The 25,689-nt window shown below is 61.8% G+C and carries 26 protein-coding genes; 7 read left to right on the forward strand and 19 right to left on the reverse strand.

The genetic code is table 11. The annotated features are described in order from the left end of the window. Nucleotides 1-177 precede the first annotated feature (177 nt). The 8 genes from AAFX91_RS08010 to AAFX91_RS08045 form a co-directional block, all read right to left on the reverse strand. Nucleotides 178-957 (reverse strand): serine acetyltransferase, encoded by a 780-nt coding sequence (locus AAFX91_RS08010; RefSeq protein WP_394566088.1) that lies wholly within the window; start codon nt 955-957, stop codon nt 178-180. Nucleotides 958-1,122: 165 nt separating this feature from the next. Beyond that, nucleotides 1,123-1,617 carry a DUF2852 domain-containing protein gene (locus AAFX91_RS08015; RefSeq protein WP_394566089.1) on the reverse strand — a complete coding sequence of 165 codons (495 nt, stop codon included), beginning with the start codon at nt 1,615-1,617 and terminating at the stop codon, nt 1,123-1,125. Nucleotides 1,618-1,736: 119 nt separating this feature from the next. Beyond that, on the reverse strand, nt 1,737-2,432 hold the full coding sequence (locus AAFX91_RS08020; protein ID WP_130580154.1) for a TetR/AcrR family transcriptional regulator: 696 nt from the start codon (nt 2,430-2,432) through the stop codon (nt 1,737-1,739). Between the two features lie 198 nt (nt 2,433-2,630). Further along, complete coding sequence (locus AAFX91_RS08025; RefSeq protein WP_394566090.1) at nt 2,631-2,996, reverse strand: YciI family protein; 366 nt, start codon at nt 2,994-2,996, stop codon at nt 2,631-2,633. Nucleotides 2,997-3,036: 40 nt separating this feature from the next. Next, nucleotides 3,037-3,456: a YciI family protein gene (locus AAFX91_RS08030; RefSeq protein WP_394566091.1), complete on the reverse strand. Its 420-nt coding sequence runs from the start codon at nt 3,454-3,456 to the stop codon at nt 3,037-3,039. 164 nt (nt 3,457-3,620) lie between these two features. Further along, on the reverse strand, nt 3,621-4,034 hold the full coding sequence (locus AAFX91_RS08035; RefSeq protein WP_394566092.1) for a YciI family protein: 414 nt from the start codon (nt 4,032-4,034) through the stop codon (nt 3,621-3,623). A gap of 148 nt (nt 4,035-4,182) precedes the next feature. Then, nucleotides 4,183-4,551: a nuclear transport factor 2 family protein gene (locus tag AAFX91_RS08040; RefSeq protein ID WP_394566093.1), complete on the reverse strand. Its 369-nt coding sequence runs from the start codon at nt 4,549-4,551 to the stop codon at nt 4,183-4,185. Then, nucleotides 4,552-5,205: a glutathione S-transferase family protein gene (locus tag AAFX91_RS08045; RefSeq protein WP_394566094.1), complete on the reverse strand. Its 654-nt coding sequence runs from the start codon at nt 5,203-5,205 to the stop codon at nt 4,552-4,554. 164 nt (nt 5,206-5,369) lie between these two features. On the opposite strand from AAFX91_RS08045, the gene AAFX91_RS08050 reads away from it, so the two are divergent. Next, a complete protein-coding gene (locus AAFX91_RS08050; protein ID WP_394566095.1) occupies nt 5,370-6,158 on the forward strand; it encodes an SDR family NAD(P)-dependent oxidoreductase in 789 nt (262 codons plus the stop codon). A gap of 9 nt (nt 6,159-6,167) precedes the next feature. On the opposite strand, the gene AAFX91_RS08055 is transcribed toward AAFX91_RS08050, so the two are convergent. Further along, nucleotides 6,168-6,734 carry a histidine phosphatase family protein gene (locus AAFX91_RS08055; RefSeq protein ID WP_394566096.1) on the reverse strand — a complete coding sequence of 189 codons (567 nt, stop codon included), beginning with the start codon at nt 6,732-6,734 and terminating at the stop codon, nt 6,168-6,170. Between the two features lie 186 nt (nt 6,735-6,920). Between AAFX91_RS08055 and AAFX91_RS08060 the strand changes: the two genes are divergently transcribed. Then, on the forward strand, nt 6,921-7,370 hold the full coding sequence (locus tag AAFX91_RS08060; RefSeq protein WP_130580162.1) for a hypothetical protein: 450 nt from the start codon (nt 6,921-6,923) through the stop codon (nt 7,368-7,370). A gap of 113 nt (nt 7,371-7,483) precedes the next feature. Here AAFX91_RS08060 and AAFX91_RS08065 read toward each other — a convergent pair whose 3' ends face one another. The 3 genes from AAFX91_RS08065 to AAFX91_RS08075 all read right to left on the reverse strand — a co-directional run bounded on the left by AAFX91_RS08065 (nt 7,484) and on the right by AAFX91_RS08075 (nt 9,709). Continuing rightward, nucleotides 7,484-7,897, reverse strand: coding sequence for a VOC family protein (locus tag AAFX91_RS08065; RefSeq protein ID WP_394566097.1), 414 nt, complete (start codon nt 7,895-7,897; stop codon nt 7,484-7,486). A gap of 169 nt (nt 7,898-8,066) precedes the next feature. Next, entirely contained in the window at nt 8,067-9,344 is a 1,278-nt protein-coding gene (locus AAFX91_RS08070) for an RNA polymerase sigma factor (RefSeq protein ID WP_394566098.1), read from the reverse strand. Then, nucleotides 9,341-9,709 carry a YciI family protein gene (locus tag AAFX91_RS08075; RefSeq protein WP_394566099.1) on the reverse strand — a complete coding sequence of 123 codons (369 nt, stop codon included), beginning with the start codon at nt 9,707-9,709 and terminating at the stop codon, nt 9,341-9,343. Before AAFX91_RS08075 ends, AAFX91_RS08070 begins: the two co-directional genes overlap by 4 nt. A gap of 315 nt (nt 9,710-10,024) precedes the next feature. Here AAFX91_RS08075 and AAFX91_RS08080 point away from each other — a divergent pair, with 315 nt between their 5' ends. Beyond that, nucleotides 10,025-10,990: a 2-hydroxyacid dehydrogenase gene (locus tag AAFX91_RS08080; RefSeq protein WP_394566100.1), complete on the forward strand. Its 966-nt coding sequence runs from the start codon at nt 10,025-10,027 to the stop codon at nt 10,988-10,990. Nucleotides 10,991-11,137: 147 nt separating this feature from the next. Here AAFX91_RS08080 and AAFX91_RS08085 read toward each other — a convergent pair whose 3' ends face one another. After that, a complete protein-coding gene (locus AAFX91_RS08085; RefSeq protein ID WP_394566101.1) occupies nt 11,138-12,190 on the reverse strand; it encodes an AraC family transcriptional regulator in 1,053 nt (350 codons plus the stop codon). A gap of 376 nt (nt 12,191-12,566) precedes the next feature. Next, a complete protein-coding gene (locus tag AAFX91_RS08090) occupies nt 12,567-13,943 on the reverse strand; it encodes an FAD-binding oxidoreductase (RefSeq protein WP_394566102.1) in 1,377 nt (458 codons plus the stop codon). Between the two features lie 625 nt (nt 13,944-14,568). Here AAFX91_RS08090 and AAFX91_RS08095 point away from each other — a divergent pair. The 3 genes from AAFX91_RS08095 to AAFX91_RS08105 all read left to right on the forward strand — a co-directional run bounded on the left by AAFX91_RS08095 (nt 14,569) and on the right by AAFX91_RS08105 (nt 20,716). Continuing rightward, nucleotides 14,569-16,644: a tetratricopeptide repeat protein gene (locus AAFX91_RS08095; protein ID WP_394566103.1), complete on the forward strand. Its 2,076-nt coding sequence runs from the start codon at nt 14,569-14,571 to the stop codon at nt 16,642-16,644. Nucleotides 16,645-17,339: 695 nt separating this feature from the next. Then, nucleotides 17,340-18,854: a flavin monoamine oxidase family protein gene (locus tag AAFX91_RS08100; protein ID WP_394566104.1), complete on the forward strand. Its 1,515-nt coding sequence runs from the start codon at nt 17,340-17,342 to the stop codon at nt 18,852-18,854. A 170-nt stretch (nt 18,855-19,024) separates the two neighbouring features. After that, nucleotides 19,025-20,716, forward strand: a complete 1,692-nt coding sequence (locus tag AAFX91_RS08105) for an arylsulfatase (protein ID WP_130580171.1) — start codon at nt 19,025-19,027, stop codon at nt 20,714-20,716. A gap of 222 nt (nt 20,717-20,938) precedes the next feature. On the opposite strand, the gene AAFX91_RS08110 is transcribed toward AAFX91_RS08105, so the two are convergent. The 3 genes from AAFX91_RS08110 to AAFX91_RS08120 all read right to left on the reverse strand — a co-directional run bounded on the left by AAFX91_RS08110 (nt 20,939) and on the right by AAFX91_RS08120 (nt 23,854). Continuing rightward, nucleotides 20,939-21,868 carry a 5'-methylthioadenosine/S-adenosylhomocysteine nucleosidase gene (locus AAFX91_RS08110; protein WP_245476366.1) on the reverse strand — a complete coding sequence of 310 codons (930 nt, stop codon included), beginning with the start codon at nt 21,866-21,868 and terminating at the stop codon, nt 20,939-20,941. 205 nt (nt 21,869-22,073) lie between these two features. Beyond that, nucleotides 22,074-22,844: a methanethiol S-methyltransferase gene (mddA, locus tag AAFX91_RS08115; protein ID WP_394566105.1), complete on the reverse strand. Its 771-nt coding sequence runs from the start codon at nt 22,842-22,844 to the stop codon at nt 22,074-22,076. A 344-nt stretch (nt 22,845-23,188) separates the two neighbouring features. Then, nucleotides 23,189-23,854, reverse strand: a complete 666-nt coding sequence (locus AAFX91_RS08120) for a TetR/AcrR family transcriptional regulator (RefSeq protein WP_130580174.1) — start codon at nt 23,852-23,854, stop codon at nt 23,189-23,191. Between the two features lie 97 nt (nt 23,855-23,951). On the opposite strand from AAFX91_RS08120, the gene AAFX91_RS08125 reads away from it, so the two are divergent. Then, on the forward strand, nt 23,952-24,596 hold the full coding sequence (locus AAFX91_RS08125; protein WP_394566106.1) for a glutathione binding-like protein: 645 nt from the start codon (nt 23,952-23,954) through the stop codon (nt 24,594-24,596). Between the two features lie 113 nt (nt 24,597-24,709). Here the strand turns inward: AAFX91_RS08125 and AAFX91_RS08130 are convergent, their stop codons facing one another. Continuing rightward, a complete protein-coding gene (locus AAFX91_RS08130) occupies nt 24,710-25,120 on the reverse strand; it encodes a YbgC/FadM family acyl-CoA thioesterase (protein ID WP_394566107.1) in 411 nt (136 codons plus the stop codon). Between the two features lie 20 nt (nt 25,121-25,140). Then, nucleotides 25,141-25,584, reverse strand: a complete 444-nt coding sequence (gene ybgC, locus AAFX91_RS08135; protein WP_130580177.1) for a tol-pal system-associated acyl-CoA thioesterase — start codon at nt 25,582-25,584, stop codon at nt 25,141-25,143. Nucleotides 25,585-25,689: the final 105 nt, after the last annotated feature.

The following is a 25,689-nucleotide window of genomic DNA, read 5'->3' on the forward strand; positions in this document are numbered from 1 at the left end:
CAGCGATCCGATCACCTCAAAAGCTCTTGTGCCACGGGGGCCGTCCACATATGGGTCCCGGGTCCCGGCTACGCCAAGGCTCCGCCGCGGCGCGCAAGCTCGGGACGACGTCGTCATTGCGAGCGCAAGCGAAGCAATTCATCTTGCCGCTTGTGGAGGCGTGGATTGCTTCGTCGCTTACGCTCCTCGCAATGACGGTGTCGTCCTGCTTACATCAGGACAATTGGTCAGCCGCGCGGTCACGCCGACCGCGGTGCATCCGGGCGGGACGTCAGCGAGCACCACCGAGCCCGCACCGATCTTGGCAAAATCGCCGACGCTCACATCCCCGATGATGGTCGCCCCGGCGCCGATGAAGACACCGCGACCGATCCGGGGCGCGGCGTCGGGATCGGCCTGCTGTCGTCCGATAGTGACATTCTGCAGCATGGTGACCTCGTCACCGATCGAGGCGAATGCGCCCACGATGATGCCGGTGGCATGATCCAGGAACACCGACGTTCCGATCGAGGCCGACGGATGGATGCTGACCTGGAGCCGCTCGGAGGATTGGCTTTGCATCAGGAGCGCGAGGTCGGTACGGCCGCGGCACCAGAGCCAGTGCGAGACGCGCCAGGCCTGCAGCGCGACGTAGCCCTTGAAGTTCAACAGTGGCGGAAGAAATCCTCGTGTCGCGGGATCGCGGCGGATGATGCCTTGCAGGTCACGGGTTGCCGCTTCCACGAGATCGGGTTCGGCGTGAAAGGCCTCGCTGGCGATGCGCGTCAACAGCGCCCGACGGTCATTGCCCGTGCCCAGCCGTTGTCCGATCACGAAGGCGACGGCATGCCCGAGATCAGGATGACCGAGAATCGCCGCAGACGAACCGCGCAAGGGCGGATCGGAAGCTGCGACCTCCGACTCGCCGCGGATCAACTGCCACAGCGCGTCCGCCGATACCATTGCATCTGTGACCATGCGTTCACCTCGCCGTCACCGCCGGGCCTGGCGTCTCTGTTTATTATAGCTGGGTGCCGCCGATCACAAAACCAAACCGCCCGTCTGCTTTCGCAAACGGGCGGCTCAGGGCCATCAGGTTTTATGGGGGCACATCGCCTGAAGGCTAGCTTTGGACCTTACGACTTAGCCCTGCTGCGGCGGGGGCTGGTCGTTCGGCGGAGTCGGACGCTGGCGATGCTGGTTCATGAAAGCGTCGAACTCTTCCTTGTCCTTGGCGTGACGCAGGCGGCTCAGGAATTCCTTGAACTCCTTCTGCTCCTCTTCGAGCCGCTGCAGCGTCTCGGCACGGTATTCGTCGAAGGCACGATTGCCGCTGGAGGGCGGACCGAAGCCAAAGCCGAAGCCGCGGCGCTCCATGTGGTCGCGCATGCGATCCATCTTGTATTGCATCCGCTCCATCTTGTTCTGCCAGCGATCGCGATCGTTGTGACTCCAGCAACCCATTTTTCTGCTCCCGAGTGTGTAAAAGAGAAGGGCGAGCCCGATCGGCCACCAGATGATGAAGCCGAGGATGGTCACCGCGATCCAGCCGGGGTGCCACGGGCTTTCAAACATGCGTGGGCGGTAGGGTTCTTCCACGGGGCCGCGCCATCGATTGACATCTGCGGTGTAGGCCATTTCCGTCTCCATCACGGCATCACGCCGTTGTGAATGTAAATAACATTAACATACTTGGCCGATCCAATCCGAAAGTCAAGCCGACCCCACAGGGGTGCGACAAAATTATTCCGGCAATTTTATTTCGGTTTTCCCCACGGACCGGCAGGCTTTTCGTCCACCGGCTCGGGCGTGCGCTCGGTGGGGAAGCCGAGACCGCGCAGATAGATCAGCACTTCGGCTTCCAGCAGTTCTTCCGGCGTCATCGGCAATTTGCGACGCGCGGCGTCGCCGCGGCCGAACAGCGAAGCGACACCATGCGACATCGCCCAGATGTGCAGCGCCATCATCATCGCCGGCGGACGCGGCATGCCGGGCGGGGCCAAAGCCGCGAGCCGCTCGGCAGCGGCACGAATGACTGCAAACGCGCGTTCGCTCGCTGCCATCAAAGCGGGCGTGGTTTCGACGGGAACGCCGGATTCGAACATCGCGGAATAGAACGCCGGCTCCTCGCGGGCGAAGGCGAGGTAGGCCTTGCCGACGCGCTCGAACGCGGTGATCGTATCAGGACGGCCGTCGTCCCAGGCCTGCGTCAGGAGCTGTTCGAACTGTTCGAAGCCGCGCTGGGCGATGCTCGACAGCAGTTCGTCGCGGTCGCGGAAATGCCGATAGGGTGCGGCGGGGCTGACGCCGGCCATGCGCGCGGCATCAGCGAAAGTGAAGCCGGCCGGCCCCTTCTGCGTGATCAGGTCGAGCGCCGCCTGCAGCAGCGCTTCCTTCAGATTGCCGTGATGATAGCCGCGCTCGCCGCGGCGCGTATCCTTGCGCCAGCTCATGTGAAAAGGTCTTACATGAGCCGGATGCAAAGGTCACTAGCGCCGGGGCGCGCCGTTCATCAAGATTAACGGCGCCGCGCTTGCCCGAGTTCGTAGCCCGGGTGGAGCGGAGCGCAACCCGGGACGGCTGTGTCCGCATTCGCGAGCGGCCCCGGGTTACGCTGGCGCTTCACCCGGGCTACGGGGCTGACGGCGAGATTAACGGCCCGGGATCGGAAGCACCGGCATGATCTCCACGGAATCGCCGGGGAAGATTGCGAAATGCGGGTGGTTCTCGAACATCTTGGCGGCGGCCTCCTGCGAGGCGGCACGCACCACGGTGAACCCGGTCAACTGATTGGTGATGTCTGCGATGCCGTTCGCGTCGACCTTCTTGGTCTTGCCGAGCGGGCCGCCCATCTCGACGATCACGCCCTGGTGCTTTTCGACCCAGGCGCCCCACGCCGCCATCCCCTGCTGCTCCTTGGCGCGCCGCTCGGCCTCCGGCAGCGCGTGCCAGGCCGCCATTCGCGCGCCGTTCATGCTGCCGAGATAGACGGCGAGGAATGTATCGTTGCTGCTCATGTGCTTCTCCCTTGCGTTGAATTGACGGTTGGTTCGCAGCTTAACGGTGTGCCGAAGCCCGCTGCAGTTCATCGAAGCCGGCGGCTGCCTTCTGCACTTCCTCCGAGAAATCGGACATTTCCTGCACCTGGCGGATCTCGATGATCTCGTTCTCGCTGGCCGGACATTGCTTGGCCCACTCGATCGCCTCCGCACGCGAGGCCACGTTGATCATCCAGTAGCCGCCGAGCACTTCCTTCGATTCGGTGAAGGGTCCGTCGGTGACCACGGGCTTGCCAGTGGCGAAGGAGACGCGGGCGCCCGCCGACGGCGGATGCAGCCCGTCCAGCGCGATCAGGACGCCGGCATCCTTCAGCGCCTGGTTGTATTTCATCATCGCGGCGACGCGTTCCGGGTCGAGGTCGATCTTCGGCGGCGCGGTCTCGTAGCCGAGCGGGATCATCAGCATCATGAATCGCATGGGTGGTTCCTTGTGGTTGGGGGGAGCGTCATTCTCTCCGTCGTCATTCCGGGGCATCGCGTAGCGATGAGCCCGGAATCCATCAGGCCACATACGCAAGCGGAGAAATGGATTCCGGGTTCGCACTTCGTGCGCCCCGGAATGACGGACGGAGAGAGAAGCGACTAGTTTCGGGCAACCTGGGCGCGCAGGCGCTCTTCCTGCTCGCGCAGTTCGGGGGTCAATGCTTCGCCGAAATCCTCAGTGGAGAAAACCTGCCGGATCTCGATCTCGCCGTCCTCGAACGGGGCACGCTTCATCCAGTCGATCGCTTCATCGAGCGATTTGGTCTCGATCAGCCAGAAGCCGGCGACGAGATCGTTGCTCAAGCTGAAAGGTCCGTGGCTGACGCGGGGCTGCCCGCCGCCATAGCCGACCCGCGCGCCCTTCGCACTTGGATGCAGGCCCTCGCCGGCCTGCATGATGCCGGCCTTGACCATCTCCTCGTTGAAGGCGCCCATCGCGGCCAAAAGTTCCGTCGAGGGCATCACGCCGGCTTCGGTGTCACGGCTGGCCTTCACTATCACCATGAATCGCATCGTCTCGCGCTCCGTTAGGGGGTCACTGATTGGTCACTTGTCTTCAGGCACTCGCAGATAAGACGAACCGGGTCTTGCCGCACCGACAGGTCCTGCAAAATTATTCTGGAGGTAATTGCAGCAATTGGGCGCGGGTGGCGTGCCCACCCTACGCGCCCTGCTTGACGAGTTTGCCATCCTGATAGGTCGCGCCGAAATAGACGTCGATGCGCTTCACCTTGTCGCCGTCGAAGGCAAAGAACTCGGTATTGCGAAAGTTCTTTCCGTCCCTGGCCATACAGCGATAGGTCACGAAGGCCTTGTCGCCTTCGACGAAGATCCGTTCCAGCTCATGGCTCGCGATCCAGTCGCTATCTCGCCAGCAGCGGGCGAAATAGGTCGGCTTGTCCAGATTGTCGTCATAGGGGCTGGTGAAATGGAAGTCGTCGGTGAAGGCCGCCTCGACGCGCTGGCGGTCGTTCTCCAGATAGGCGGCGAAGATCGCGCGAATGATCCCGGCTTTGTCGGTGGACGACATTCAGCTCTCCTTCGGGACCATCTTGAAATAGGGCTCCGCCTCCTTCATCACCCGCGCGAAGGACGGGCGCGCCTTCAGGCGCTCGAAATAGGCGTGCAGATTCTCGTGCTGGTCGCCGAACGGCACCATCATGTTGCCATAGAACAAAGACGGCGCGGCGGCGCAATCGGCAAGCGTAAACGCCTCGCCCGCCGCCCAGCCGCCGGGCGCCAACTGCTCGTCGATGATGCGGTAGGAGGCGCGCAACTGCGCCCTCGCCTCCTCGACACCAAACGGGTCCTTGCTGTCGGCGGGCCGCAGCCGGTCGCCGACAATCTTCTGCATCGGCAGGTGCAGATAGAGATCGTAGAAGCGCTCACGCAGCCTGGTGTGCCAGGCGAGATCGGCGTCAGGCGGAATGAACCTGGTGCGGCCGGGATAATGGCGGTCGAGATAGTCGATGATGACGCTGGATTCCGGCACGACCTGGTTCCGCGCATGGTCCTGCAGCACCGGAAATCGCCCGATCGGCGACAGTTTCAACAGCGCCGCGCGCTCGGCGGGATTGGAGAGGTCGACCAGATTGGGCGCGAATGGGATGTCGTTCTCATAGAGGGCGATGAGCACCTTCCAGCAGAACGACGCCAGCGGGTGATAATGCAGCGTGAGCGACATGGAAACTCCTGTTGCCGGCGGCCGGATGTGCCGCCACACAGGGAAGACGAAGCAGGGCTCAGGGCGCCCGACATCGCCGGCGGATTTATTTCGCGGCCGCAGACCTTGCTTTCGCCGGGTAGACGGCGCAACAGGAACCGATATCGGAAAACATCGGAACTTTCATGACTTCATCTTCGCAGAAGGTCGCGCTCGTCACCGGGGCGGCGCGCGGCATCGGGCTTGCCACCGCCAGGCGATTCCTCGCCGAGGGCTGGCCCGTCGCGCTATTGGATATCGAGCGCGAATTGCTGAACGATGCGGTCGCGAGCCTCAAGCAGGCCGAGAACACGCTGGCGCTGCCTTGCGACGTCTCCGACGCCGCTGCTGTCGCGGCGGCAGTTGCCGCGGTGGAAAAACGCTTCGGCCGGCTCGATGCGCTCGTCAACAATGCCGGGGTTGCGGTGTTCGCGCCGCTGCTCGAGACGTCGGACGCGGACTGGAGCCGGATCCTGGCGGTGAACCTCACCGGACCGTTCCTCTGCGCCAAGGCTGCCGCGCCGCTGATGCGCGAGCATGGCGGCGGCGCCATCGTCAACATCACCTCGATCTCGGCGGTGCGCGCCTCGACGCTGCGCTCGGCCTACGGCACCAGCAAGGCGGGGCTCGCGCATCTGACCAAGCAGCTTGCGGTCGAGCTCGCCTCGCTCGGCATCCGCGTCAATGCGGTGGCGCCGGGCCCGGTCGACACCGCGATGGCGAAAGCGGTGCATACGGCGGCCATCCGCGCGGACTATCACGACGCGATCCCGCTCAACCGCTACGGTCTCGAAGAGGAACTGGCGGAAGCGATCTTCTTCCTCAGCAGCGAACGCGCAAGCTACATCACCGGGCAGATCCTCGCCGTCGACGGCGGTTTCGATGCCGCCGGCATCGGATTGCCGACGCTGCGCGGACAAGGGCGGAACGGCTAGAGACACGTCTTAGCGCTGGTTGACCGCGATGACGCGCCAGCCATCGGCCAGGCGATCGATCCGGGTGAGCGACAGCGGATCGATCACGAAGCGCAGGGCGTTCTCCGCCTGTAGGTCGAGCGCGATCGCGAGCACTGCGCGGATCGTGCCGGAGTGCACGACCAACACGGCATCGCCCGCCGGCAGCGATGCAAGCCCCTCTCTCGCGCGCGCGATCTGCTCGGCAAAGCTTTCGCCGCCGGGCGGCCGATTGCTCGCCGGCGATCGCCAGAACGCATGATAGGCGTCGCCGAGTTCGGCCACGAGATCGTTGTGGCGCCGCCCGGTCCAGGCGCCGAAATCCTGTTCACGAAAGGCGGCGTTCTCGGCCGCTGCGAGCCCGAGCGCCGCCGCGGTCTCCCGCGTGCGGCGCGCCGGGCTGCAGACCGCAAACGCGCCCTGCGGCAGCCTTGCCTTCAGCGCGGCAAGGGCCGCCTGATTGCCGAGGTCGGCCGGCGCGTCCGGGCCATGAATGACCCCTTTCGGCCCATCGACAGGGGCGTGCCGGATCAGCCACAGATTGGTTTCGATGTTCATCTTGAAGCCTGGGCCAGCCTTGCGGCGAGCAGCATCATGCGAAGGAATCGCATGCAGTCGCCAGTTTAGACGATGTCCGCGCCTTCTGTCGCGACTTGCCCAAGGCGGGCGCGCGCATGACAAAATCTTGCCGCATGCGACGCCGTTAAATATGCGACGGGGACGAGGAGATCAGGGAGCCCGCGGATGCCAAGAGCGACGTCAAGGGCGGTGATCAAGGCGGCTTTGATCGCAGCGGCGCTGCTCGCAGTAAGTTCGTTCGCGCGCGCCGAGGTCCGCATCCTGGCAAGCCCGGGCGGAGAGGTCGAGCCCTTCATCGAATTGTTCGCGCGCGTGCGCGCCTCCGGCGAGCGCGTGGTGATCGACGGGCCCTGCCTGTCGGCCTGCACGCTGGTGCTTTCGATGGTTCCGAACGATCGCATCTGCGTGACGCGGCGTGCCGTGCTCGGCTTCCATGCCGCGCGTTCGGTCGACGGACGCGGCCGCTTCTATGCCGAGCCGGAGGCCTCCGAGGCGGTGCTCGAGGCCTATCCGGGGCCGGTGCGTGGCTGGATCGTAAGCCACGGCGGATTGACGTCGCGGCTTCTGCTGCTGCGCGGGCGCGACCTCTCGGCGATCTATCCGCGGTGCCGATGAACGGGATCGCGTTAGGGTGGGCAAAGGCGCGCTTGCGCCGCGCCCACCATCAGGCACTCCGCTCGTAATGGTGGGCACGCTTCGCTTTGCCCACCCTACGGCCGCAGCGTCGATTACATCCCCTCCGCCGGGCAGTTCACCATCCAGGGGATGCCGAACTGATCGACGCACATGCCAAAACCCTTGGCCCAGAAGGTCGGCGTGAAGGCCATGGTCACGGTGCCGCCTTCAGCGAGCGCCTTGAACTTGCGTTCGCCGTCGGCTGGGTCCTCGACCGTCAGAGAGACCGCGAAGCCCTGCGGCTGGTGGAAATATTCCGGCGGCGAATCGGAGGCCATGAGGATCTCGCCGTCGATCGTGATCTTGGCGTGCATGATCTTCTTCTTCCAGTCGAGCGCGACCGGCATCGATTCCGGCGCCTGCTCATGGGTGAGCATCGCCTCGATCTTCGCGCCGAGCACCTTCTCATAATATTTCAGCGCTGCTTCGCAGTTGCCGCTGTAGAACAGATAGGGATTGACTTGCATCGCTCGCTCCTTGGGTTGATGCCACTGTCGCCGTCGACGATCTTGTTGTCCAAGCATGGCCGGATCATGCCCTCTGGACGAACTTCGAAGCCCGTATCCGACAAAGATCGCAGAATTATTTCTTCGAAGACTTTTATTTCTTCGAAGGTTTTTATTTCTTCGAAGGCTTTTATTTCTTCGAAGACTTGGCGCCACGCGGCTGGCTGTCGCGGATCAGGCGGTCGAGATGCATGCGGATGTGGGCGGCCTCCGCGGTGGTGTTGGCGAGCGCAATCGCGCGGTCGAAGGCGACGCGCGCCTCCTCGTTGCGGCCGAGCTGCATCAGGAAGGCGCCGCGGACCCCATAGAAGTGGAAATAGTTCTGCAGCCGCTGGGCGAGCGGATCGATCATCTCGAGCGCCGCTTCCGGTCCGCGCACCTTTGATACCGCCACCGCGCGGTTCAGCGTCACCACCGGCGAGGGCTGCATGATCTCGAGCGCGCCGTAGAGCAGTTCGATCTGTAGCCAGTCGGTGTCTTCGGGCTTCTCGGCGCGTGCATGCAATGCGGAGATCGCGGCCTGCACCTGGTAGGGCCCGCTGCGGCGATGGCGCATCGCCTTGTCGATCAGCGCCAGCCCCTCGGCGATCAAGGTCTGGTTCCACAGGCGGCGGTCCTGGTCCTCAAGCAGGATCACGGCGCCATCAGTATCGAACCGCGCCGCGGCGCGGGCGTGCTGCAACAACAACAGCGCGGTGAGCCCCATGATCTCGGGCTCGCTCTGGAACAAGCGCAGCAACAGCCGCGCCAGCCGGATCGCCTCTTCGCAGAGGGGGCTGCGAATCTCTGCGGTGTCGCCGCTCGCCGAATAGCCCTCGTTGAAGATCAGGTAGATCATCGCCGCGACGGAAGCGAGGCGCTCGCTGCGTTCGGCCGCGCCCGGCGCTTCGAACGGCACTTCCGCCTCGGCGACGCGCGCCTTGGCGCGGGTGATGCGCTGCTCCATCGCCGCTTCGCTGACCAGGAAGGCGCGCGCGATCTGCTTCACCGAAAGGCCGGAGACGATGCGCAGCGCCAGCGCGATCTGCTGCGTCGGCGGCAGGTCGGGATGGCAGCAGATGAACAACAGCCGCAGGATGTCGTCGCGGTAATGCGAGCCATCGAGCCGCTCGGCGAGTGCGTCCTCGGCGTCGTCGAGGTCGGAGATCGCCTGGTCGTCATCCGGCAGCGCCTCCTGCTTGCGGCTGCGCCTGATATCGTCGATCCCGACATTGCGGCCGACCATAATCAGCCACGCCGCGGGATCGCGCGGCGGGCCGTTCTGCGGCCAGCTCTTGAGCGCGCGCAGGCAGGCGTTCTGGTACGCCTCCTCCGCCCGATCGAGATCGCGGAAATAGCGGAGCAGCGCGCCGACCGCCTGGGGTCGCGCCGAGGTCAGCGCGGCATCGATCCAGGCGGTATCGGTCACGTCTGAACCCTCCCGGGATTGAAAACCCCCACGGGGCGGATCTCATAGGCGCCGCCCGGATTGGCCGCGCCGAGGTCGCGCGCGACGTCGAGCGCCTCGTCGAGATTCTTGCAGTCGACGACATAGAAGCCGAGCAGTTGCTCCTTGGTCTCGGCAAAAGGACCGTCCAGCACGAGCGGCGGATCGTCCTTGCGCAGCGTGGTGGCCGCCGTGGTCGGCAACAGCCGCGCCACCGGCCCAAGCCGGCCCTGCTGGGCCAGCTTCTCCTGCACGACGGCAAGTTTCTTCATGACGGTCGCGTCCTGTTCCTTGGTCCAGGAACCGACCATGTCCTCGTCGTGATAGCAAAGGATGGCATACAGCATGCGTCAGGCATCTCCGTTGTGTTGAAGACGAACGATTATGCCCGCAGCCGACAAGGCTTAGAAGAAATTTCGAGAGGAGAAGAAGTGGGTTCCGCACCCCTCCGTCATTGCGAGCGGAGCGAAGCAATCCGTGCCTCCACAAGTGGCGAGATGGATTGCTTCGCTCCGCTCGCAATGACGCGAGGCGGCAGCTTCCGCGGAAATCAGGATCAATTTGCGCATCTCAAAGTCTCCGCTTGATTGGTGGCAGGAGAGTATGCGACCGGTTCTATCCGATATGTGATGAAGGTCACGCTGATAATTTGGGGTGCGAAAATGGCGAAAGGCGCGCTGGCGCTGCTGGTGCATGGCGGCACCGAAAACTGGTCGCCGGTGCGATGGAAGGCCCGGTTCGACGAGGTCTGCCGTAACAGGCGTGTGCTGGTGCTGCCCGATGCAAGTATCGATCGTTCCGAGGTGCAGTACGCCGCGGTCTGGAAGCCGCGACCGGGCGAGCTTGCGGCGTTTGCGAATTTGCGCGTGATCTTCAATCTCGGCGCCGGCGTCGACGCGCTGATGGCGGATGCCTCCCTGCCAGACGTGCCGCTGGTCCGTGTCGCGGTCTCCGACCTCACCGGCCGGATGACGGAATATGTGACGCTGCATGTGCTGATGCATCACCGCCAGGAACTGTACTTGCGCGAGTCGCAGCGCGAGAGGCTCTGGGCGCCGCGGTATCAATGGGCCGCAGGCGCAATCACGGTCGGCATCATGGGAATGGGTACGCTGGGGGCCAACGCGGCAGAGGTGCTCGCGCGGATCGGCTTCCGCGTGGTCGGCTGGAGCCGCAGCGCCAAGCAGGTCGATGGCATCGAATGCTTTGCCGGGACAGAACAGCTCGGCGCCTTCCTGCGAGAGACCAACATCCTGGTCTGCCTGCTGCCGCTGACGCCGGACACGCGGCACATCCTCAACCGCGACGTCTTTGCCAAACTGAACCGCAACAGCCCGATGGGCGCGCCGGTCCTGATCAATGCCGGCCGCGGCGGACTACAGGATGAGGCCGACATCCTGCGCGCGCTTGACGACGGCACGCTGGGCGCTGCCTCGCTCGACGTCTTCGAGACCGAACCGCTGCCACAGGCGAGCCCGTTCTGGAGCCATCCGAAGGTGGTGCTGACGCCGCACAATGCGGCCGATACCGACCCGGACGAGATCTCGAAATATGTCGCGCAGCAGATCGAGCGCTTCGAAGCCGGCGGTGCGCTGGAGAACGTGGTCGACCGTGGGCGGGGGTACTAGAGCATAATCCCGGAAAAGTGGGTACCGGCTTTCCCTCGCGACAAACGCGAAGCGTTTGCGCGGAGACCATGCCCCAACCTAAAGATGGAGCGGGATGACGTTTCGAAGAAAAGTCATCGCGCTCTAGCCCAACTGTCGTCCCGGGTTTCAGCTATTCACAAACGCAGATGTGGCGCGAAGTGCGCGGCGGCCTCGCCCGCGCACTGTGAGGGGTCGCAGGATCACTTCTGCTTCCGCATGGGTCGATGCGGCGCGCACTCCTGATGGCGTCTCGCCGAAGTACCGGCGGAACGTGCGATTGAAATGAGAAACGTCACCAAAGCCGACTGCAAACGCGATATCGATGATGGCCAAATGCAGATGGTGCGGGTCAGTCAACATCGCGAAGGCACGCTCAAGCCGGCATCCTGCAAGATGCTCGGTGAACGACTTCCCGGTCCCCTCGAGCAGTTTTTGCACGTATCGCCGCGACATGCCGAGCGCAGCGGCGACATTGTCCAGATCGAAATTGGGATCGCTGAATCGTTGCGCGATCTCAGCCAGGATTGCCTGCAGCCTGGCTGCCTTCGCACCACGGTCCGTAATGATGTTTGCAGCTTCGGCGGTCGGCCCGAGCGTCGCGGCCACGAGATCGAGCAGATGTACGCCGATGGTGGAGGCCAGTTCTGATGACGGAGGTTCTTTGAGGGATGCGAGCGACCGCAGGTAGCGGTCGAGGAGTCTAAGCGCGGGTCCAGGACGCACCGGCCGACCCGATAGATCTTCCGGCTGCGCAACCAGAGACCTGAGGGCGGCAGCCTGCACGACTACGTATCTGACTCTGGCGCCACGCGGCCCAAATACTCGCAGCGGCCTTCCGCGGTCAATCAAACAAGCGGAGCCGGCATCATAGACACGTTCCTGGCCAGCAGTTGCAAATCGGACCGGTCCGGTCTCGACGATGTTCAGTCCGAATTGGTCACGGCTATCCTTGAGGTGGAGTTTGTGACGAATAAACTCCACCGGCGTGGCGGCAACGCTACAAACGCCAACCGCGCCGAGCGGCAGGTAGGTGACGTCGATACGCGGTCGCCCGCCGCTGTGATCTATCACGTCCAGGGCGAGGTTCTGCCGCGCAAACTCCTCGCGGAACGTGGAGAGCCGCGCGCGCTCCGGCAGCATCTCGGTCGACCATCGCAAAAGGTGAGATGACGTTGTCATCTCGGCCTCCCGTTTCGAGGCCCCTCCAAGAAATGATATCGCACCGCGCTCGCTGCAAGTGTGAAATGGTTCACAAGGCGGGAGGTAGGCTACGCGACATGACCGAGCGCGGCGCGGCGCGCCGCTCTCTGTACGTGATGAGCTGGTACGCGTCGCGTAAAGATTGTGGCGGCCAGCGAGACCGCAGCTTTCTTCACTGGCGAGAACAACCAGCCTTTAGCCGCAATCGTCGCAAATGGCTGTGTCGGCTTGTTGCGCGCAGAAATCGATCAGTGGCTGGAAGCGGCATAGTCGGCATTGGCCCCGGGCCGCCGGCCTGGCCCTTTAGGCCAGGCGCGGTTGCAAACATGGCACTTCGCCGCCTCCGGGCCGGGCTTCAGCCCAATGGCCGAATGTTCTGGTTCATCCGGAAGAAATTTTTCGGATCGTACTTTGTCTTCAGTTCCTGAAGACGCCGGTAGTTTGGCCCATAGGCGGCCGAAACCGCGTCGCCGGGCTCATCGTCGCCGAGGTAATTCACATATCGGCCAGCGGCAGCAAAGGACTCCATCGCCGCATATGTCTCACGCGCCCAGGCGATGCACTGGTCGGTGATTGCCGGCTCGGTCCATTGAGACAATACGATGAAGTTGTAGCCGTTCGCTCGATGCGGGAAGGCGGTATCCTGGGCGCCAACCCGCGCAACGGCACCGTGGATGTGCTCGAGCAGAAGCTGCCCCATCGGACTCGGACAGCGCGCGAAGCACTGGATCATGGTGTCGATTGCATCATCGCTCAACTGTCTCAGGAAGGTCGATTTCCAGTAATTGAATGCCCCCTTTGGATAGCCGGCATCGAGCATGCCGTTGAGTTCGCAGTAGGTCATCTGACCAACCGCATCCAGTATCGGAGATCCGAATTGCTTGAGCGGCGATACCGCCTTTTCGCCGGCGGCAAGCGAACCACAGTGACTCGTCACCATCGCCGCCAGCTTGGCGCCGGAGCCATCGGGCGCATGAGTGAGGGCGGCGAACAATGTCTGTTCATCAGGCAGGGACGCAGTGCTTTCGCGGAAAAATCTCAGCACATCGCGGGCGTGGTCATACGGGTACGCGAGCAAGCCGCCCGTGACAGTCGGGCCTATCGGATAGAGCTGATATTCCAATGATGTTGCCACGCCGAAGTTGCCGCCTCCTCCGCGCACGGCCCAAAACAGGTCGGGCTCTTCGTCCTTGGCGGTCCGCATGGCTTTGCCCTTGGCGTCGACGAGGTCGACGGAGCAAAGATTGTCGAGGGCGAGCCCATACTTGCCCATCAACCAGCCCAAACCGCCCCCGAGAGTGAGCCCCGCGACCCCGGTGCTCGAGACAACGCCGCCCGTCACTGCGAGGCCGTGCTTTTGCGTCTCCCGATTGAGATCGGCCCAGGTCGCCCCGCCCTGCGCGCGGACCGTTTGGTTCTTGAGATCGACCTGAATCGCTTTCATCGGCGCCAAGTCGATCATAACGCCGCCATCGGTCGTCGCGCGTCCTGCCACATTGTGGCCGCCGCCGCGAACCGCCACCTCGAGGCCCAGCTCTTGCGTAAGCTTGATCGCCTCGGTCACGTCTGCCGGGTTATGGCATTGCACGATCAACGCCGGACGTTTGTCCACCAGCCCGTTGTGCACCCTCCTTGCCTCCTCGTAGCCTGCATCTGCGGGCTTGAGGAGTTGCCCCGTGAAGGTTTTGCCTAGTTTGGCCGCAGCAGCGGCAACAGATCGATCTGCCGTCATGGCGCTCTCCTTCGTTTCAACCAAAGTTGTCCGCGCCAGGCTACACTGAACAAACGCAAAGAATTCACCTGACGCCGCTTTTCCTGGTGCTCGCGATTCGCGAATTGCAAACGTCTGCGGCCGAAATGGCCGTTCTCCAGCTACAGTATTATTTCAGCGTTGGGCGAACGGGCTACGCTTGTCACTTCCCCGCTTCATAGACGCCATTGGTGCAGGTGGGTCTTGACCGCTTTTGGCCCGCAGCCGTCGAAGGATTCAGTCACCATCCACGTCGGCTGGGGGAAGGCTGACGAGCTTCCGGCACCAAAGGCACTTCCAAGTCCGGCCTGAGCTAAACCGCGCTTCAGCTCTCACCATATCCCATATCGGTTGTCGGAGGTAGGCCGAGAACTTGGGCGCAGTCAGACAGCCTTGCGCTTTGAACAGCGAAACAATCACAGACGCGCGCAAGCCCAACGGCTATGGAGCGCAACACTGTTAACTGGAATGCCCGCAGGTAGGGCGGCTGGTCTCTCCTTATCCGCCGAAAAGCTGAATTGGTACACGGTTGTGCAACAGATAAATTACACCTAGATTGCGATTTTCAAATTCCCACGAAAATGGGAAACCATTGGAGTTGCCATTTATGTTGCAGGCTTCTCGCGGAATTGCGATCCATCTCATCTACGTAATGGCAATTGTGACGGCGTCCGGGCCGCCGATTGCATTTGCTGGCGAAACCGAACCGAACGGCAGCGCGCCGCGGAGTTCTTTGTTGCCCAGACCCGACGTGTTGGTTCGTCAGGCGGACGGTTTGGCCAAGGCCAACAAGCCGGCCGAAGCCGACGCGCTTTATGAGAAGGCCCTGCGGGCTGTGGAGCAGGCGCAGGGGCCGCAGAGTTTCGAAGCGTCCTATGTCCTTGAATGGCGCGCGATCTTTTACAGGGACCAGCAAAAATACGACGAGGCCTGGAGGGCGGCCGAGCGAGCGCTGAAAATTCGCGATCAGGTGTTCGGACGTTACAGTGTGCTCACGGCACGGATGCATTCTCTGCTCGGATCTATTGCGGTCTTACAGCGCCAGTTGCCCAAAGCAGAACAGCATTTCAGCGCAGCACTCGAAGTCACCGACAATCGCCTCGGCACCGAAGCTGTTGCCGCCTACGCCGCATTCGAACTCGGGAAATTATGGTGGGACGAAATGGATTTTTCCAAAGCTGAGACCGCAATGAAGCGAGCGGTCGCGCTGCGGGAGAAAGTGTGGCCGGCTGACGAACTCCAGGTGGGTCACGCGCTCGCGTCTCTGGGCATGTTGTACCAGGATTTGGGGCGCTACAGCGAGGCTGAAGTCACGTACAAGCGAGTCATTGCCATCCAGGAAAAAAACGCTCCTGGAGATGAACTTGGCCTCGCGCTATGCTTGGTGTACCTCGGAACGAACTACCGCATGCAAAGCCGCTTTGCCGACGCGGAACCGCTGTTGCGTCGTGCCCTGTCCATCCGCGAAGCGCGACTCCAGCCCAGCGATCCCGCGATTGGAGAAAGTCTGTACCATCTGGGTGCCCTCTATCGTTGGCAAGGCCGCTACATCGAAGCGGAGCCCCTCTTTCGGCGCTCTCTCGCCATTCGTGAAGCAGCATTTGGATCTGGGGAACGCCATCCTCTTGGTGACATGCAGGCCTTGGCGTTGACACTCGACGGTCTCGGTCGCTTCCCCGAGGCAGAACAGATGTTGCGCCAGGTACTGGCAGGCCGAGAGAGACTCCTGAGACCCGATCACTACGAAATTGCCGACACCTTGGTCAGTCTGGTACGGGTCTTGCGCAGACAAGGCCGTTTTGCCGATGCGGCACAACTTGCTGACCGTCCGCTCGCCATCTACCAGAAGGCCGTTGGCCCTGACCACATCTACGTCGTGCGAGCCTTGTTGCCGCTGGCAATGATCCATCAGGATCGTGCGGAGTTCGCAGAGGCTGATCGGCTCTTCCGCCGGGCCCTCGCGATTCGCCAGTCCACATTTGGAACTAACCATACCGAGGTGGCGGACAGTTACGCGGACCTTGCTCGTCTCGCGATGGCCCAGCGTCAATTCGAGGAGGCTGGTGGATACGCGTCGAAAATGCTGGAAATCAAGGAGAAGTGGTTTGGCCCGGACAATGTCGCTATCGTGCCGGCACTTGAGGCGGTCGCTGAGCTACGCATCATAATGGGGGACGCCGACTCCGCGGAAGAGCTCCTTCAACGGGCACTCGCAATCTGCGAGCGCGTCGTGGGGCCGGATGCTGTTATTGTCGCCGACACATTATCCAGCATCGCGGAAGTTTATCAAATGCGCCGCAAGTTCGACGACGCTGAGAAATACTACGCACGCCCGCTCGCGATTTATCGCAAGGCTCTTGGCCCCCGTCATCCGGCAGTTGCAGGAAGTCTCGGTCGGCTCGCATCGCTCTATATCGCCATGGGGCGGCCAAAGGAGGCCGAAGGACTTTACGACGAAGCAAACGGGATTCTGGTAAGCGCGCTTGGTGAAGACAGCCCCGCACTCGCATGCATCATGAACAACAAGGCGCTTCTGCTACTTCAATTGGGTCGGACCGACGAAGCTGAAGCGCTCTTCACCAGGGCGATCGGGTTGTTGCGCTCCGGCGCCGGGACAGAAACCCCAACATTGGCAATCCTGTTGAACAATCTCGCTGATTTGCGTGAGCACGAAGGGCGTTAAGCAGACGCTGACAGATTGCGCGAGCAATCAAACTCAATAAACGCAAGAATTTTCGGCAAGACCGCTGCGCCAATCGTTCCGGCTGCTCTGTTGCCATTGTGGACGCAGGACCTTTAACTTTTGTCATGTCCGGCATTAGGAGCGACCTGGCCCCTGGAGTCGCCAGAGTTTGCTTCCAAACGTAAAGCGAACCAGTGTTCACGCGTTGCTACCGGCACAGCTACGGGTCGTAGGCTCGCCCCAGATCTTCCCCCTCTCACTACGGAAATATTTCTACCCATCTGAATTCGGTTACGGTCGAAACATTGCATCTTTCCTGAACTCAGCGGACTGACCAAATGTCTGTTGAGGATCAATGTGACTTGCGTTCTAGCTCGGCTCCCCGGCCGGACCGGATTGTCACGGCGCGCGAGTGTAGGGCATCAGGGTCCGCCGGACTCCGAATTGCATTTGACCGGTTCGGTTTGATCTCGAAGGCACACGCGGACCAGACTGTCTTCCCCGAACTTGGTCAGTCGCGTGGTGTGGAGTTATTCAGATATGACGATGCGATGTTTCGTCGGTAGCCGAATTCCGATGCGTAGAAATATTGTCGTAGTGACAGAGGAAGACTTGGGGCGCGCTTGATCGCTCGCGTACTCCTCATCTGGGGCCGCGCAGCGTCGTAATCGTTCGATTTGACAGGAATGCCCGCAATGAACAGCAACGATCCATCTCGATCAACCGGTGACACCTTAAACACAGCTATCGTCGGCGCCGGGGTTGGCGGCCTCTACGCCGCGTGGCGCCTGCTCGGTTGCGGCCAGCCTCCCGGCGGCATTGCCGTGTTCGAAGCCTCCGCGCGCGTCGGCGGTCGCCTATTCAGCGTGACCATGCCGGGGACTACCGGCATCGCCGCAGAATTCGGCGGGATGCGCTTCCTTTCCAGCCACGCGCTCATCACCTCGGTCGCGGCAAAATTCGATCTGAAGATTCGCGAGTTCACCACGGGCAACTCGGAGAGCATCTTCTATTCCCGCGGCAAGCAGTGGCGTGCCGGCGACATCGCAAAGAAGCAACCCCTCCCCTACAGCCTGCGCCCGGACGAGCTCTATCTCGATCCGTTCGAATTGATCGTCAAAGCCGTCCAACGGGTGATGCCTTCCATGAAGCACCTTTCACCCGATGACTGGGTGAAGATGAAAGAGTCGCTCACTCTCGACGGCTTTCCATTGATCGACTGGGGCTTTCGCAATCTGCTTGGCCGATTCCTATCGGATGAGGCGCTGCAGTTCATCGAGATGGGGATTGGCTACAGTGCAGTCGTGAGCAACTGGAATGCCGCCGACGCATTGTCGCTGGTGGTCGAGTATACCAACAGCGCCACCGAGAAAACCCTGGTGGACGGCATGCAGGCCTTGCCGAACGCGCTTGCGGCCGCCATCGTGCGCGAAGGCAGCACCCTTTATCATCAGCACAGGTTGGTATCACTGCGCGGTCCGGCCCAGACAGGCGATGGCCCGCACGAACTCGTCTTTGCAACGCCTGAGGGACCGCGCGCCGTTCGTGCGCGCCGTGTCGTACTTGCGCTGCCACGCCGGGCGATCGAACTCATCGGCGACTGCGCCGCGTTGAAAGAACCACGCGTTGCAGCTCTGCTTGCAACCGTGACGCCGCGGCCGCTTGGCAAGGTCTTCGTCGCCCATGAGCAGCCCTGGTGGCGTCCGCTCGGTCTGACCAGCGGACGGGCGACGACCGACCTGCCGATCCGGCAGATCTATTATTTCGGCACCGAGCCTGACCGGCCGGCAGGCGCGACAGGCCACCTAACCATGGGCTATTTCGATCGTCCGCAGCTCGATCACTGGGCCGGCTTGCGGCGCCTGGAGCAGCCGGCCGCCAGCGGATTCACCGTGCTCGATCCTGATGGCCCCGTGGCGACAGAAGTCCGCCGCCAGATCGGTGTCGTGCACGGGCTCGATCAGCCCATGCCAGCACCGCTGTCGGTCGGCTTCATGAACTGGGAAGAAGATCCGTACGGTGGCGCCTGGCACACCTGGAATCAGGGCGTGAAGAGCTGGGAGCTCATGAAGACAATCGCGGCGCCGGTGCCCGGAATGGCGCTGCACATCGTCGGCGAGGCCTGGTCGACCAACCAGGGATGGGTGGAGGGAGCGCTGGAGACTGCGGAGGCCGTGGTGGGCACCTTGACGCGCATACCCGCAAACTGAGGCCCTACCTCGGGATGCGATCTGCCGGAAGTGCATAGTCGCGGTCAGGCCACCTTTAATAGGCTGAAGAGCAAGAGGCGGAAGGCTCGCTCGGATGCGCTCGCTGCACGGTGCGCTCCGAGAGGTGCTATGTATTGCAATCGACATCAGTTCGAGGAAGGGAACAGGTCATGAGTATCCGAAGGACCCTTTGGATCGGCGTACTTGCGCTGTTCGCAGCCGTGTTGGTGGCGGCCGCACCACCGGCGGCCGCGCAGCAGCAACGGCCGCCGAACATTCTTGTCATCATGGGAGACGATGTCGGCTGGTTCAACGTCGGCGCGTATCACCGCGGAATGATGTCCGGCAAGACGCCAAACCTCGACAAGCTGGCGTCCGAAGGCATGATGTTCACCGACTACTACGCCGAAGCGAGCTGCACAGCAGGGCGCGCCAACTTCATCACTGGCGAGTTACCAATCCGCACGGGGCTAACGACTGTCGGTCAGGCCGGTGCCGATGTTGGCATCCCGGACCAAGCCGTGACACTCGCCACCGTGCTCAAATCGCTCGGCTACGCAACGGGGCAGTTCGGCAAGAACCACCTCGGCGATCTCAACAAATATCTGCCGACGGTGCACGGCTTCGACGAATTCTTCGGATATCTATATCACCTCGACGCGATGTCTGATCCGTACTGGTACTCGTTCCCCGCCAACCAGGACTACTACGACAAGTATGGCCCGCGCAGCCTGATCCACAGCTACGCGACGGATAATGACGACCCCACCGAGATGCCGCGCTGGGGCAAGATCGGCAAGCAAAGGATCGTCGACGAGGGGCCGCTGCCGCCGTTCCCCGACATGTCGAACGTCCCGAATATGCATGATCTGCCGTTCCTGAAGCCGAAGTACGACATGACCACCTTCGACGAGGTGTTGGTCAAATCGTCCAGTGACTTCATGGATAAGGCCAAGCGCGACGGCAAACCTTTCTTCGTCTGGCACAACACGACGCGCATGCACGTCTGGACGTTCCTGTCGAAGAAGTACAGCGCGATGCAGAACAACGACACGAACTACGGTCTCGAGGAAGCCGGCATGGCGCAGCTCGACGACAGCGTGGGCGCCCTGCTCAAGCATATCGATGACATCGGCGAAACCAACAACACCATTGTCATCTTCACAACGGACAACGGCGCCGAGGTGTTCACCTGGCCGGATGGCGGCATGACCCCGTTCAAGGCCACCAAGGGGACCAGCTATGAAGGCGGCTTCCGCGTGCCGGCCATCATTCGCTGGCCGGGCCGCATCAAGCCGGGGTTGGTCGAGAATGGAATCTTCTCTGGGCTCGACTGGTTCCCGACACTTACCGCTGCGGCGGGAAACCCGAACATTACCGACCAGCTTCTCAAGGGCGTGACGCTGGAAGGCCGCACCTACAAGAACCACCTCGACGGTTACAATCAGATGGATCTGCTGACGGGCAAGGGTCCCTCCGTCCGCCATGAGATCTTCTATTTCGCCGGTCCGCTTCTCGGTGCGCTTCGCCACGATAACTTCAAGTTTCAGTTCTTCCAGCAGCCACACGGGTGGCCGGGCGAGAAGGACACCACCGATATGCCGACCATGGTCAACATCCGCCAAGACCCGTTTGAGCGGACGCCGTCAATCCGCGGCGAAAGCCTGAACAATATGGGCGGAGGTTACATGAATGATTTCATGGCCCGCGAATTCTGGCGCTTCGTGCTTGTTCAGCAAGAGGTTGCCAAATTGGCGCAAACGGCCATCGACTACCCTCCGATGCAGGCGCCGGCGAGCTTCAACCTTGAGGCCGTGAAGAGAGAGGTCGAGGAAAAGATTAAGGCTTATCGGGGCCAGTAGTCGGCCCTGTTCTTCAACACGCGGGCGCTCTCCAGAGAGCGCCCGATAGGTCTGCAGGTATCACCACCACGACGTTGCGCGGCAGGCCTGGCTTCTGGGTAAAGGTCGGCGATGCCGAAGTCATGATGCGGTCATGAGAAAAAAATGAGATGAGACCGCGAGCACGTCTCGCGCATGGTTGGCGAGAGCCCGCATTCCTCCCTGCGCAGCTACAGGTCTATGTTATTTGCTCGCTTCGCCAGGGCGGCGCTCAGAAGGCTCTTGAGCTGGGAGAGCGTGGAGAAATGCTTTGACCACGGTGGCGGCGTTGTCCGAAGCCAGGTGTTCGAGCTCATTCTCCGTGTTTTCGCCGGCATCGCCGCCGGCCAGATCCGACAAGCCTCGGAAGGCTATGAAGGGGATGTGGTTCGAATAGGCCACGTGGGCGACTGGCGCACTTTCATTGTCGACGAGGTTGGCCTTGAAGGTGTCATAGATCCACTTGCGGAATTCGGCATTGTCAATGAACGCCGGGCCGGAGACGCCGGCGCCTCCAATGACGACACGGGGACGCGTGGTTCCGCAGACAGCCGGCTTTAAGCAGGCCTTCAGCTCGACTTTCGTCGCGACCGAACGCGCGGTCTCCAGCATGGTCGGATCGACGTCAAACCAGAAGCGCTTTTCCGGCTCGCGCTCTCCCGGATGAGCAATTCCTACCGCACGGGGGAAGATCATGCCGTAGTTCGGCAGCGTCTTGCCGAGCCAGTTCGGTACCGACCAGCCGGCCCCGGCTTTCCGGGCAAAGACGGATTCGAGATATTCAGACCAGCGGTCGGCCACGACGACATCCCCTGCTGAAAGACTGGGGTTGATGCCGCCGGCAATTCCGGAGAAGACGATGCGCCTGATCTTGAAATGATCAATTGCGCCCTGCGTGGTCATGGCCGCGTTGACCATTGACACGCCGCTGAGGAAGAGAACGACATCTTTTCCCTCGAGTTGACCCACGATGTAAGTCGCGTCCGCTATGACCTCCGTCCGGGTCGCGCTCATTGCATTCTTGAGCACGCGCCATTCGCGGGTGTATGCCGAAATGATGGCGATCCGCGGCGTAGGGTCCACCTGTTCCGCCGCGGCTGCACGATCCGTCAGCAGAGTCAATGAGGCCAGCAAGAGTGGTGCAAGCCATAAAGCATTCCGCCATCGTGGCCGACTGGTGGATGCTTTCCTATCCGATCTCGAAGAGAGTTTCTTCACGGGGGGCGCTACGGACAAGTCTGGAGGCAGCATAAAGGGAGAATGACGACCCGCGCAGGCTCTCGCATCGAGCGACGCGGGTACGTCTTGTTCTGCTTTGGTCGCGGATATCTCGGTCGTTTCAGCGGTCGCTGGCGTTAGGCTCGGTTGTATAGCGATCGGCTTTGATGGAGCGAGGCCAGGGCACCAGCATTGCGACTCGCTCCCGATACTGCCGATACTGATCGCCAAACAGCGCAATCAGATCGCGCTCCTCCAGGCTGGCGCCAATGAAAATGTAGGCTGTTGCGACGGCCGCGAATAGAAAGTGCCCAGCCGTCATTGTTGGCGTCGACCAGAACGCGATGATGAAGCCTAGATAGAGTGGATGGCGTACCAGTCTGTACAAAAATGGAGTCTTGAAACGAGAGCCGACAGCGCTGGCGGCTGGATTTGCGAACACCTGTTTCAGTCCGAACAGCTCAAAGTGGTTTATCTGGAAGCTGGCGAACAGCACGATGAACCAGCCGAACAGTGTTAGCCCTTGCAGCGCCATGGCGGCGGTCGGATCCGCAACGCTCCAGACTATCGCGGGAATCGGGCGCCATTGCCAAGCCAGCAAGATCAGGGCCAGACTGGCGAGAAGGACATACACGCTTCGCTCGATTGCATTTGGAATGAACCGGGTCCACCACTGCTTGAATGACCTGCGGGCCATCACGCTGTGCTGGAGAGCGAAGAGCGACAAGAGCAGAAGATTGATGATCACCGCCTCGAGCGTTGGCGTGGCGGGCCCTGAGTCGATGTCTTTCGGCACGACCGCGCCGAAGACGAAGCCGATCACATAAAGAATTGTGCCCACGAAGATTGCATAGGCGATCAGTCCGAAACAGATTGAGACAATTCGGGCCATTTTTGCTCCTTTTTCAGAGAGGGAGATGTTCGATCATCTCGCACCGTGACCGAGTAATCAGCGCAAGCAGGAGTGTTCTGACCGGGTAGCTCGTCATCTTCACCTGCTCGCATCGCCAACGATGGAGAGGTGCGGTGACGGCGCTGTTTCATTTCTGTTTTAAAGGGTTGCAGACGTAATATTGGTCGTCGCACACCTTCTATTCTAACACGTTTTCTGCGCAGATAAGCCTACGCGATCTGCGTAAACTTGATCGCTATGCGAACCGGCGTCCACCCTCGGATCAGGTCCGAGGGCATGCCTCGCTCGAAAACGCTCTGGGACGACGATGGACTATGCGACGCTTAGCGGCACATCACGTCGATGGCACCATTGACGAGGGCTTCCAATTCCTTGCGCGAGACACGGGCGCGCGCGCGCAGCGCGATGGTGTGGAGCGTGGCGGAGGCGAGTTGCGCGAGCGCGGTAACGTCAGCCGCCGGCGATAGCTCGCCCTTTTCCTTACCGCGGCGGAAGCACGAGGCAAAAGCCTTGTCGAGCTCGACGAAGCCGTCGAGCGCCAAAGCGCGGATCTCAGGATCGGCGACCGCGTCGGAGGCTGCCGTCACCACCGTGAAGCAACCGCGCGGAGAATCGCCGGAAAGATAGATATCGAGCGCCACCGCATAGATGCGCATCAGCCTTTCGCGGATCGGCAACTCCTCCCGGAAGATGTCGACCATCGCAGCGCGCGCATCATCGCGGTAGCGCCGATAGCTCTTGATGTAGAGCTCGCGCTTGTCGCCGAATGCTCCATAGAGGCTCGGCCGGTTCATGCCGGTCGCGGCACTGAGGTCGTCGAGCGAGGTCGCGGCAAAGCCGCGCTTGCGGAACAGGTCGAGCGCCTTGCCGAGCGCGACATCGGGCTCATAGGCGCGCGGCCGGCCGCGCCGCTTCGGCTCAGCGGCGTCAGCCTTTTTGCCAGCCGGTGGTTTGGCAGCAGATGGCAGCTTCTTCTTTTTTTGTACCATTTCGCAGAAAATTCCTTGACCGAAACTATACTATGCAGAACAGTACAAAAATCAACACGAGGCCCGGCTGCCGGGCCGAACCGCCAAGGAGGCATCCATGGAGCTTTATTTCTCGCCGCTCGCCTGCTCGATGGCGACCCGCATCGCGCTGTATGAAGCGGGCGCAAGCGCCGACTATCTCGAGGTCGATCCGAAGACCAAGGCGGTGCTGAAGGACGGCTCGGATTTCACAGAGGTCAATCCGCTCGGGCTGGTGCCGACGCTCCGCACCGATGACGGCGCAGTGCTGACCGAGAACGCCGCGATCCTGCAATATGTCGCGGACCGCTTCTCGCAGGCGAATCTCGGTACCGGCGCCGGCATGGAGCGCAGCCGGCTGCATCAGTGGCTCTGCTTCATCGGCACTGAACTGCACAAGGGCCTGTTCGTGACGCTGTTGGACAAGAAGGCGCCGCAGGACGCGAAGACCTATGTGGTGGAGAAGAACCTTTCGCGGCTCGACCATCTCGAGAACTATCTGAAGGGGCGCGAATACCTGCTCGACCATTTCAGCGTGGCGGATGCCTATCTCGTCACCGTCATCAACTGGACCATGGCGACGCCGCCGGTCGAACTGGCAAAATGGCCGGCGCTGAAGGCCTACTATGAGCGCCTGCGCGCACGGCCTTCCGTGGCAAAAGCAATCGCGGAGGAGTTCGAGCTCTACAAGGCCGAGATCGCGCGCCACAAGGCGGCGGCGTAACACGCACCCGTAGCCCGGATGGAGCGAAGCGTAATCCGGGGTTGTCGCAAACGCGGATACGGCAGTCCCGGATTGCGCTTCGCTCCATCCGGGCTGCAAGGTTGGTGCTGCGATCAAGCCACATCGGCCTTCAACAACAGCCGCAGCGCTTTCGAAATCGGCTGCGCCTTGCCCTCACTAATGAAGGCGACGCGCACCTGCGCTTTGACCAGCAAGTCCTCGCCGCGCCGCACTTCCTGCGCCAGCGTGATCGAGGCGCCCTTCACCGCGACCGGCCAGGTCACGACGTCGAGCACATCGTCCATCCGCGCGGGCCTTAGGAAGTCGAGCTCCATCGAGCGCACGACGAACACAAAGCCCGGCGTCTCCACCTCGGTCTCCGCGAACAGCGCATGCTGCTCGGCGCCCATCAGCCGCAAATGGTTGGTACGGCCGCGCTCCATGAAGCGCAGATAATTGGCGTGATAGACGATGCCGGAAAACACTGGTTTGACGATGTCGCAATTGGGTCGATGGACGGCCAACGCGTGAACGAGGAGCAGATTTATCTATGCCCCTCCATAGCAAGCCGCAGCGCCTTGGGAATGCGCTGCGCTTTTCCGCCTGCGATAAACGCCACGCGTACACGCGCCGTGACTAGGAGATCGTCTCCGCGCCTGCATTCCTGCAGCAAGGCAATTGACGCGCCTCTCACTTCTTGTGGGAGCGTGACGACATCAAGCACGTCGTCCAAAACCGCAGGCTTTAGAAAATCGATTGTCATCGAACGGACGACGAAGGCAAAGCCGGGAGCATCGTTCCACGCTTCTTCGAGCAGCGCTTGCTGATTGGTTCCGAGCAGGCGCAAGTAATTCGTTCTGCCGCGTTCCATGAACCGCAAAAAATTTGCATGATAAACAATCTTGCCAGAATCGGTATCTTCAAAATAGACGCGGACCTGCATGTGATGGCGTCCGCCACGAATTTCGCCGTCAAGAGAGGCTGTCACGGTGCGGTTCCTTTGTTGCGCTTTCGGGAACAATTGTCTTGCACAGAGGTGCTTTTCTGAGCAAGCGCCAAAAATCTTGAACTTGGCTCCTGCAGCCGGAAGCTC

Source organism: Bradyrhizobium sp. 31Argb, from assembly GCF_043638955.1.
GTDB lineage: Bacteria > Pseudomonadota > Alphaproteobacteria > Rhizobiales > Xanthobacteraceae > Bradyrhizobium.

What these genes read in the sequence shown, in the direction of transcription:
- AAFX91_RS08010 (WP_394566088.1), bottom strand. Translation starts at nt 957, where the DNA reads ATGGTCACAGATGCAATGGTATCGGCGGACGCGCTGTGGCAGTTGATC.
- AAFX91_RS08015 (WP_394566089.1), bottom strand. Translation starts at nt 1,617, where the DNA reads ATGGCCTACACCGCAGATGTCAATCGATGGCGCGGCCCCGTGGAAGAA.
- AAFX91_RS08020 (WP_130580154.1), bottom strand. Translation starts at nt 2,432, where the DNA reads ATGAGCTGGCGCAAGGATACGCGCCGCGGCGAGCGCGGCTATCATCAC.
- AAFX91_RS08025 (WP_394566090.1), bottom strand. Translation starts at nt 2,996, where the DNA reads ATGAGCAGCAACGATACATTCCTCGCCGTCTATCTCGGCAGCATGAAC.
- AAFX91_RS08030 (WP_394566091.1), bottom strand. Translation starts at nt 3,456, where the DNA reads ATGCGATTCATGATGCTGATGATCCCGCTCGGCTACGAGACCGCGCCG.
- AAFX91_RS08035 (WP_394566092.1), bottom strand. Translation starts at nt 4,034, where the DNA reads ATGCGATTCATGGTGATAGTGAAGGCCAGCCGTGACACCGAAGCCGGC.
- AAFX91_RS08040 (WP_394566093.1), bottom strand. Translation starts at nt 4,551, where the DNA reads ATGTCGTCCACCGACAAAGCCGGGATCATTCGCGCGATCTTCGCCGCC.
- AAFX91_RS08045 (WP_394566094.1), bottom strand. Translation starts at nt 5,205, where the DNA reads ATGTCGCTCACGCTGCATTATCACCCGCTGGCGTCGTTCTGCTGGAAG.
- AAFX91_RS08050 (WP_394566095.1), top strand. Translation starts at nt 5,370, where the DNA reads ATGACTTCATCTTCGCAGAAGGTCGCGCTCGTCACCGGGGCGGCGCGC.
- AAFX91_RS08055 (WP_394566096.1), bottom strand. Translation starts at nt 6,734, where the DNA reads ATGAACATCGAAACCAATCTGTGGCTGATCCGGCACGCCCCTGTCGAT.
- AAFX91_RS08060 (WP_130580162.1), top strand. Translation starts at nt 6,921, where the DNA reads ATGCCAAGAGCGACGTCAAGGGCGGTGATCAAGGCGGCTTTGATCGCA.
- AAFX91_RS08065 (WP_394566097.1), bottom strand. Translation starts at nt 7,897, where the DNA reads ATGCAAGTCAATCCCTATCTGTTCTACAGCGGCAACTGCGAAGCAGCG.
- AAFX91_RS08075 (WP_394566099.1), bottom strand. Translation starts at nt 9,709, where the DNA reads ATGCTGTATGCCATCCTTTGCTATCACGACGAGGACATGGTCGGTTCC.
- AAFX91_RS08080 (WP_394566100.1), top strand. Translation starts at nt 10,025, where the DNA reads ATGGCGAAAGGCGCGCTGGCGCTGCTGGTGCATGGCGGCACCGAAAAC.
- AAFX91_RS08085 (WP_394566101.1), bottom strand. Translation starts at nt 12,190, where the DNA reads ATGACAACGTCATCTCACCTTTTGCGATGGTCGACCGAGATGCTGCCG.
- AAFX91_RS08090 (WP_394566102.1), bottom strand. Translation starts at nt 13,943, where the DNA reads ATGACGGCAGATCGATCTGTTGCCGCTGCTGCGGCCAAACTAGGCAAA.
- AAFX91_RS08095 (WP_394566103.1), top strand. Translation starts at nt 14,569, where the DNA reads ATGTTGCAGGCTTCTCGCGGAATTGCGATCCATCTCATCTACGTAATG.
- AAFX91_RS08100 (WP_394566104.1), top strand. Translation starts at nt 17,340, where the DNA reads ATGAACAGCAACGATCCATCTCGATCAACCGGTGACACCTTAAACACA.
- AAFX91_RS08105 (WP_130580171.1), top strand. Translation starts at nt 19,025, where the DNA reads ATGAGTATCCGAAGGACCCTTTGGATCGGCGTACTTGCGCTGTTCGCA.
- mddA (WP_394566105.1), bottom strand. Translation starts at nt 22,844, where the DNA reads ATGGCCCGAATTGTCTCAATCTGTTTCGGACTGATCGCCTATGCAATC.
- AAFX91_RS08120 (WP_130580174.1), bottom strand. Translation starts at nt 23,854, where the DNA reads ATGGTACAAAAAAAGAAGAAGCTGCCATCTGCTGCCAAACCACCGGCT.
- AAFX91_RS08125 (WP_394566106.1), top strand. Translation starts at nt 23,952, where the DNA reads ATGGAGCTTTATTTCTCGCCGCTCGCCTGCTCGATGGCGACCCGCATC.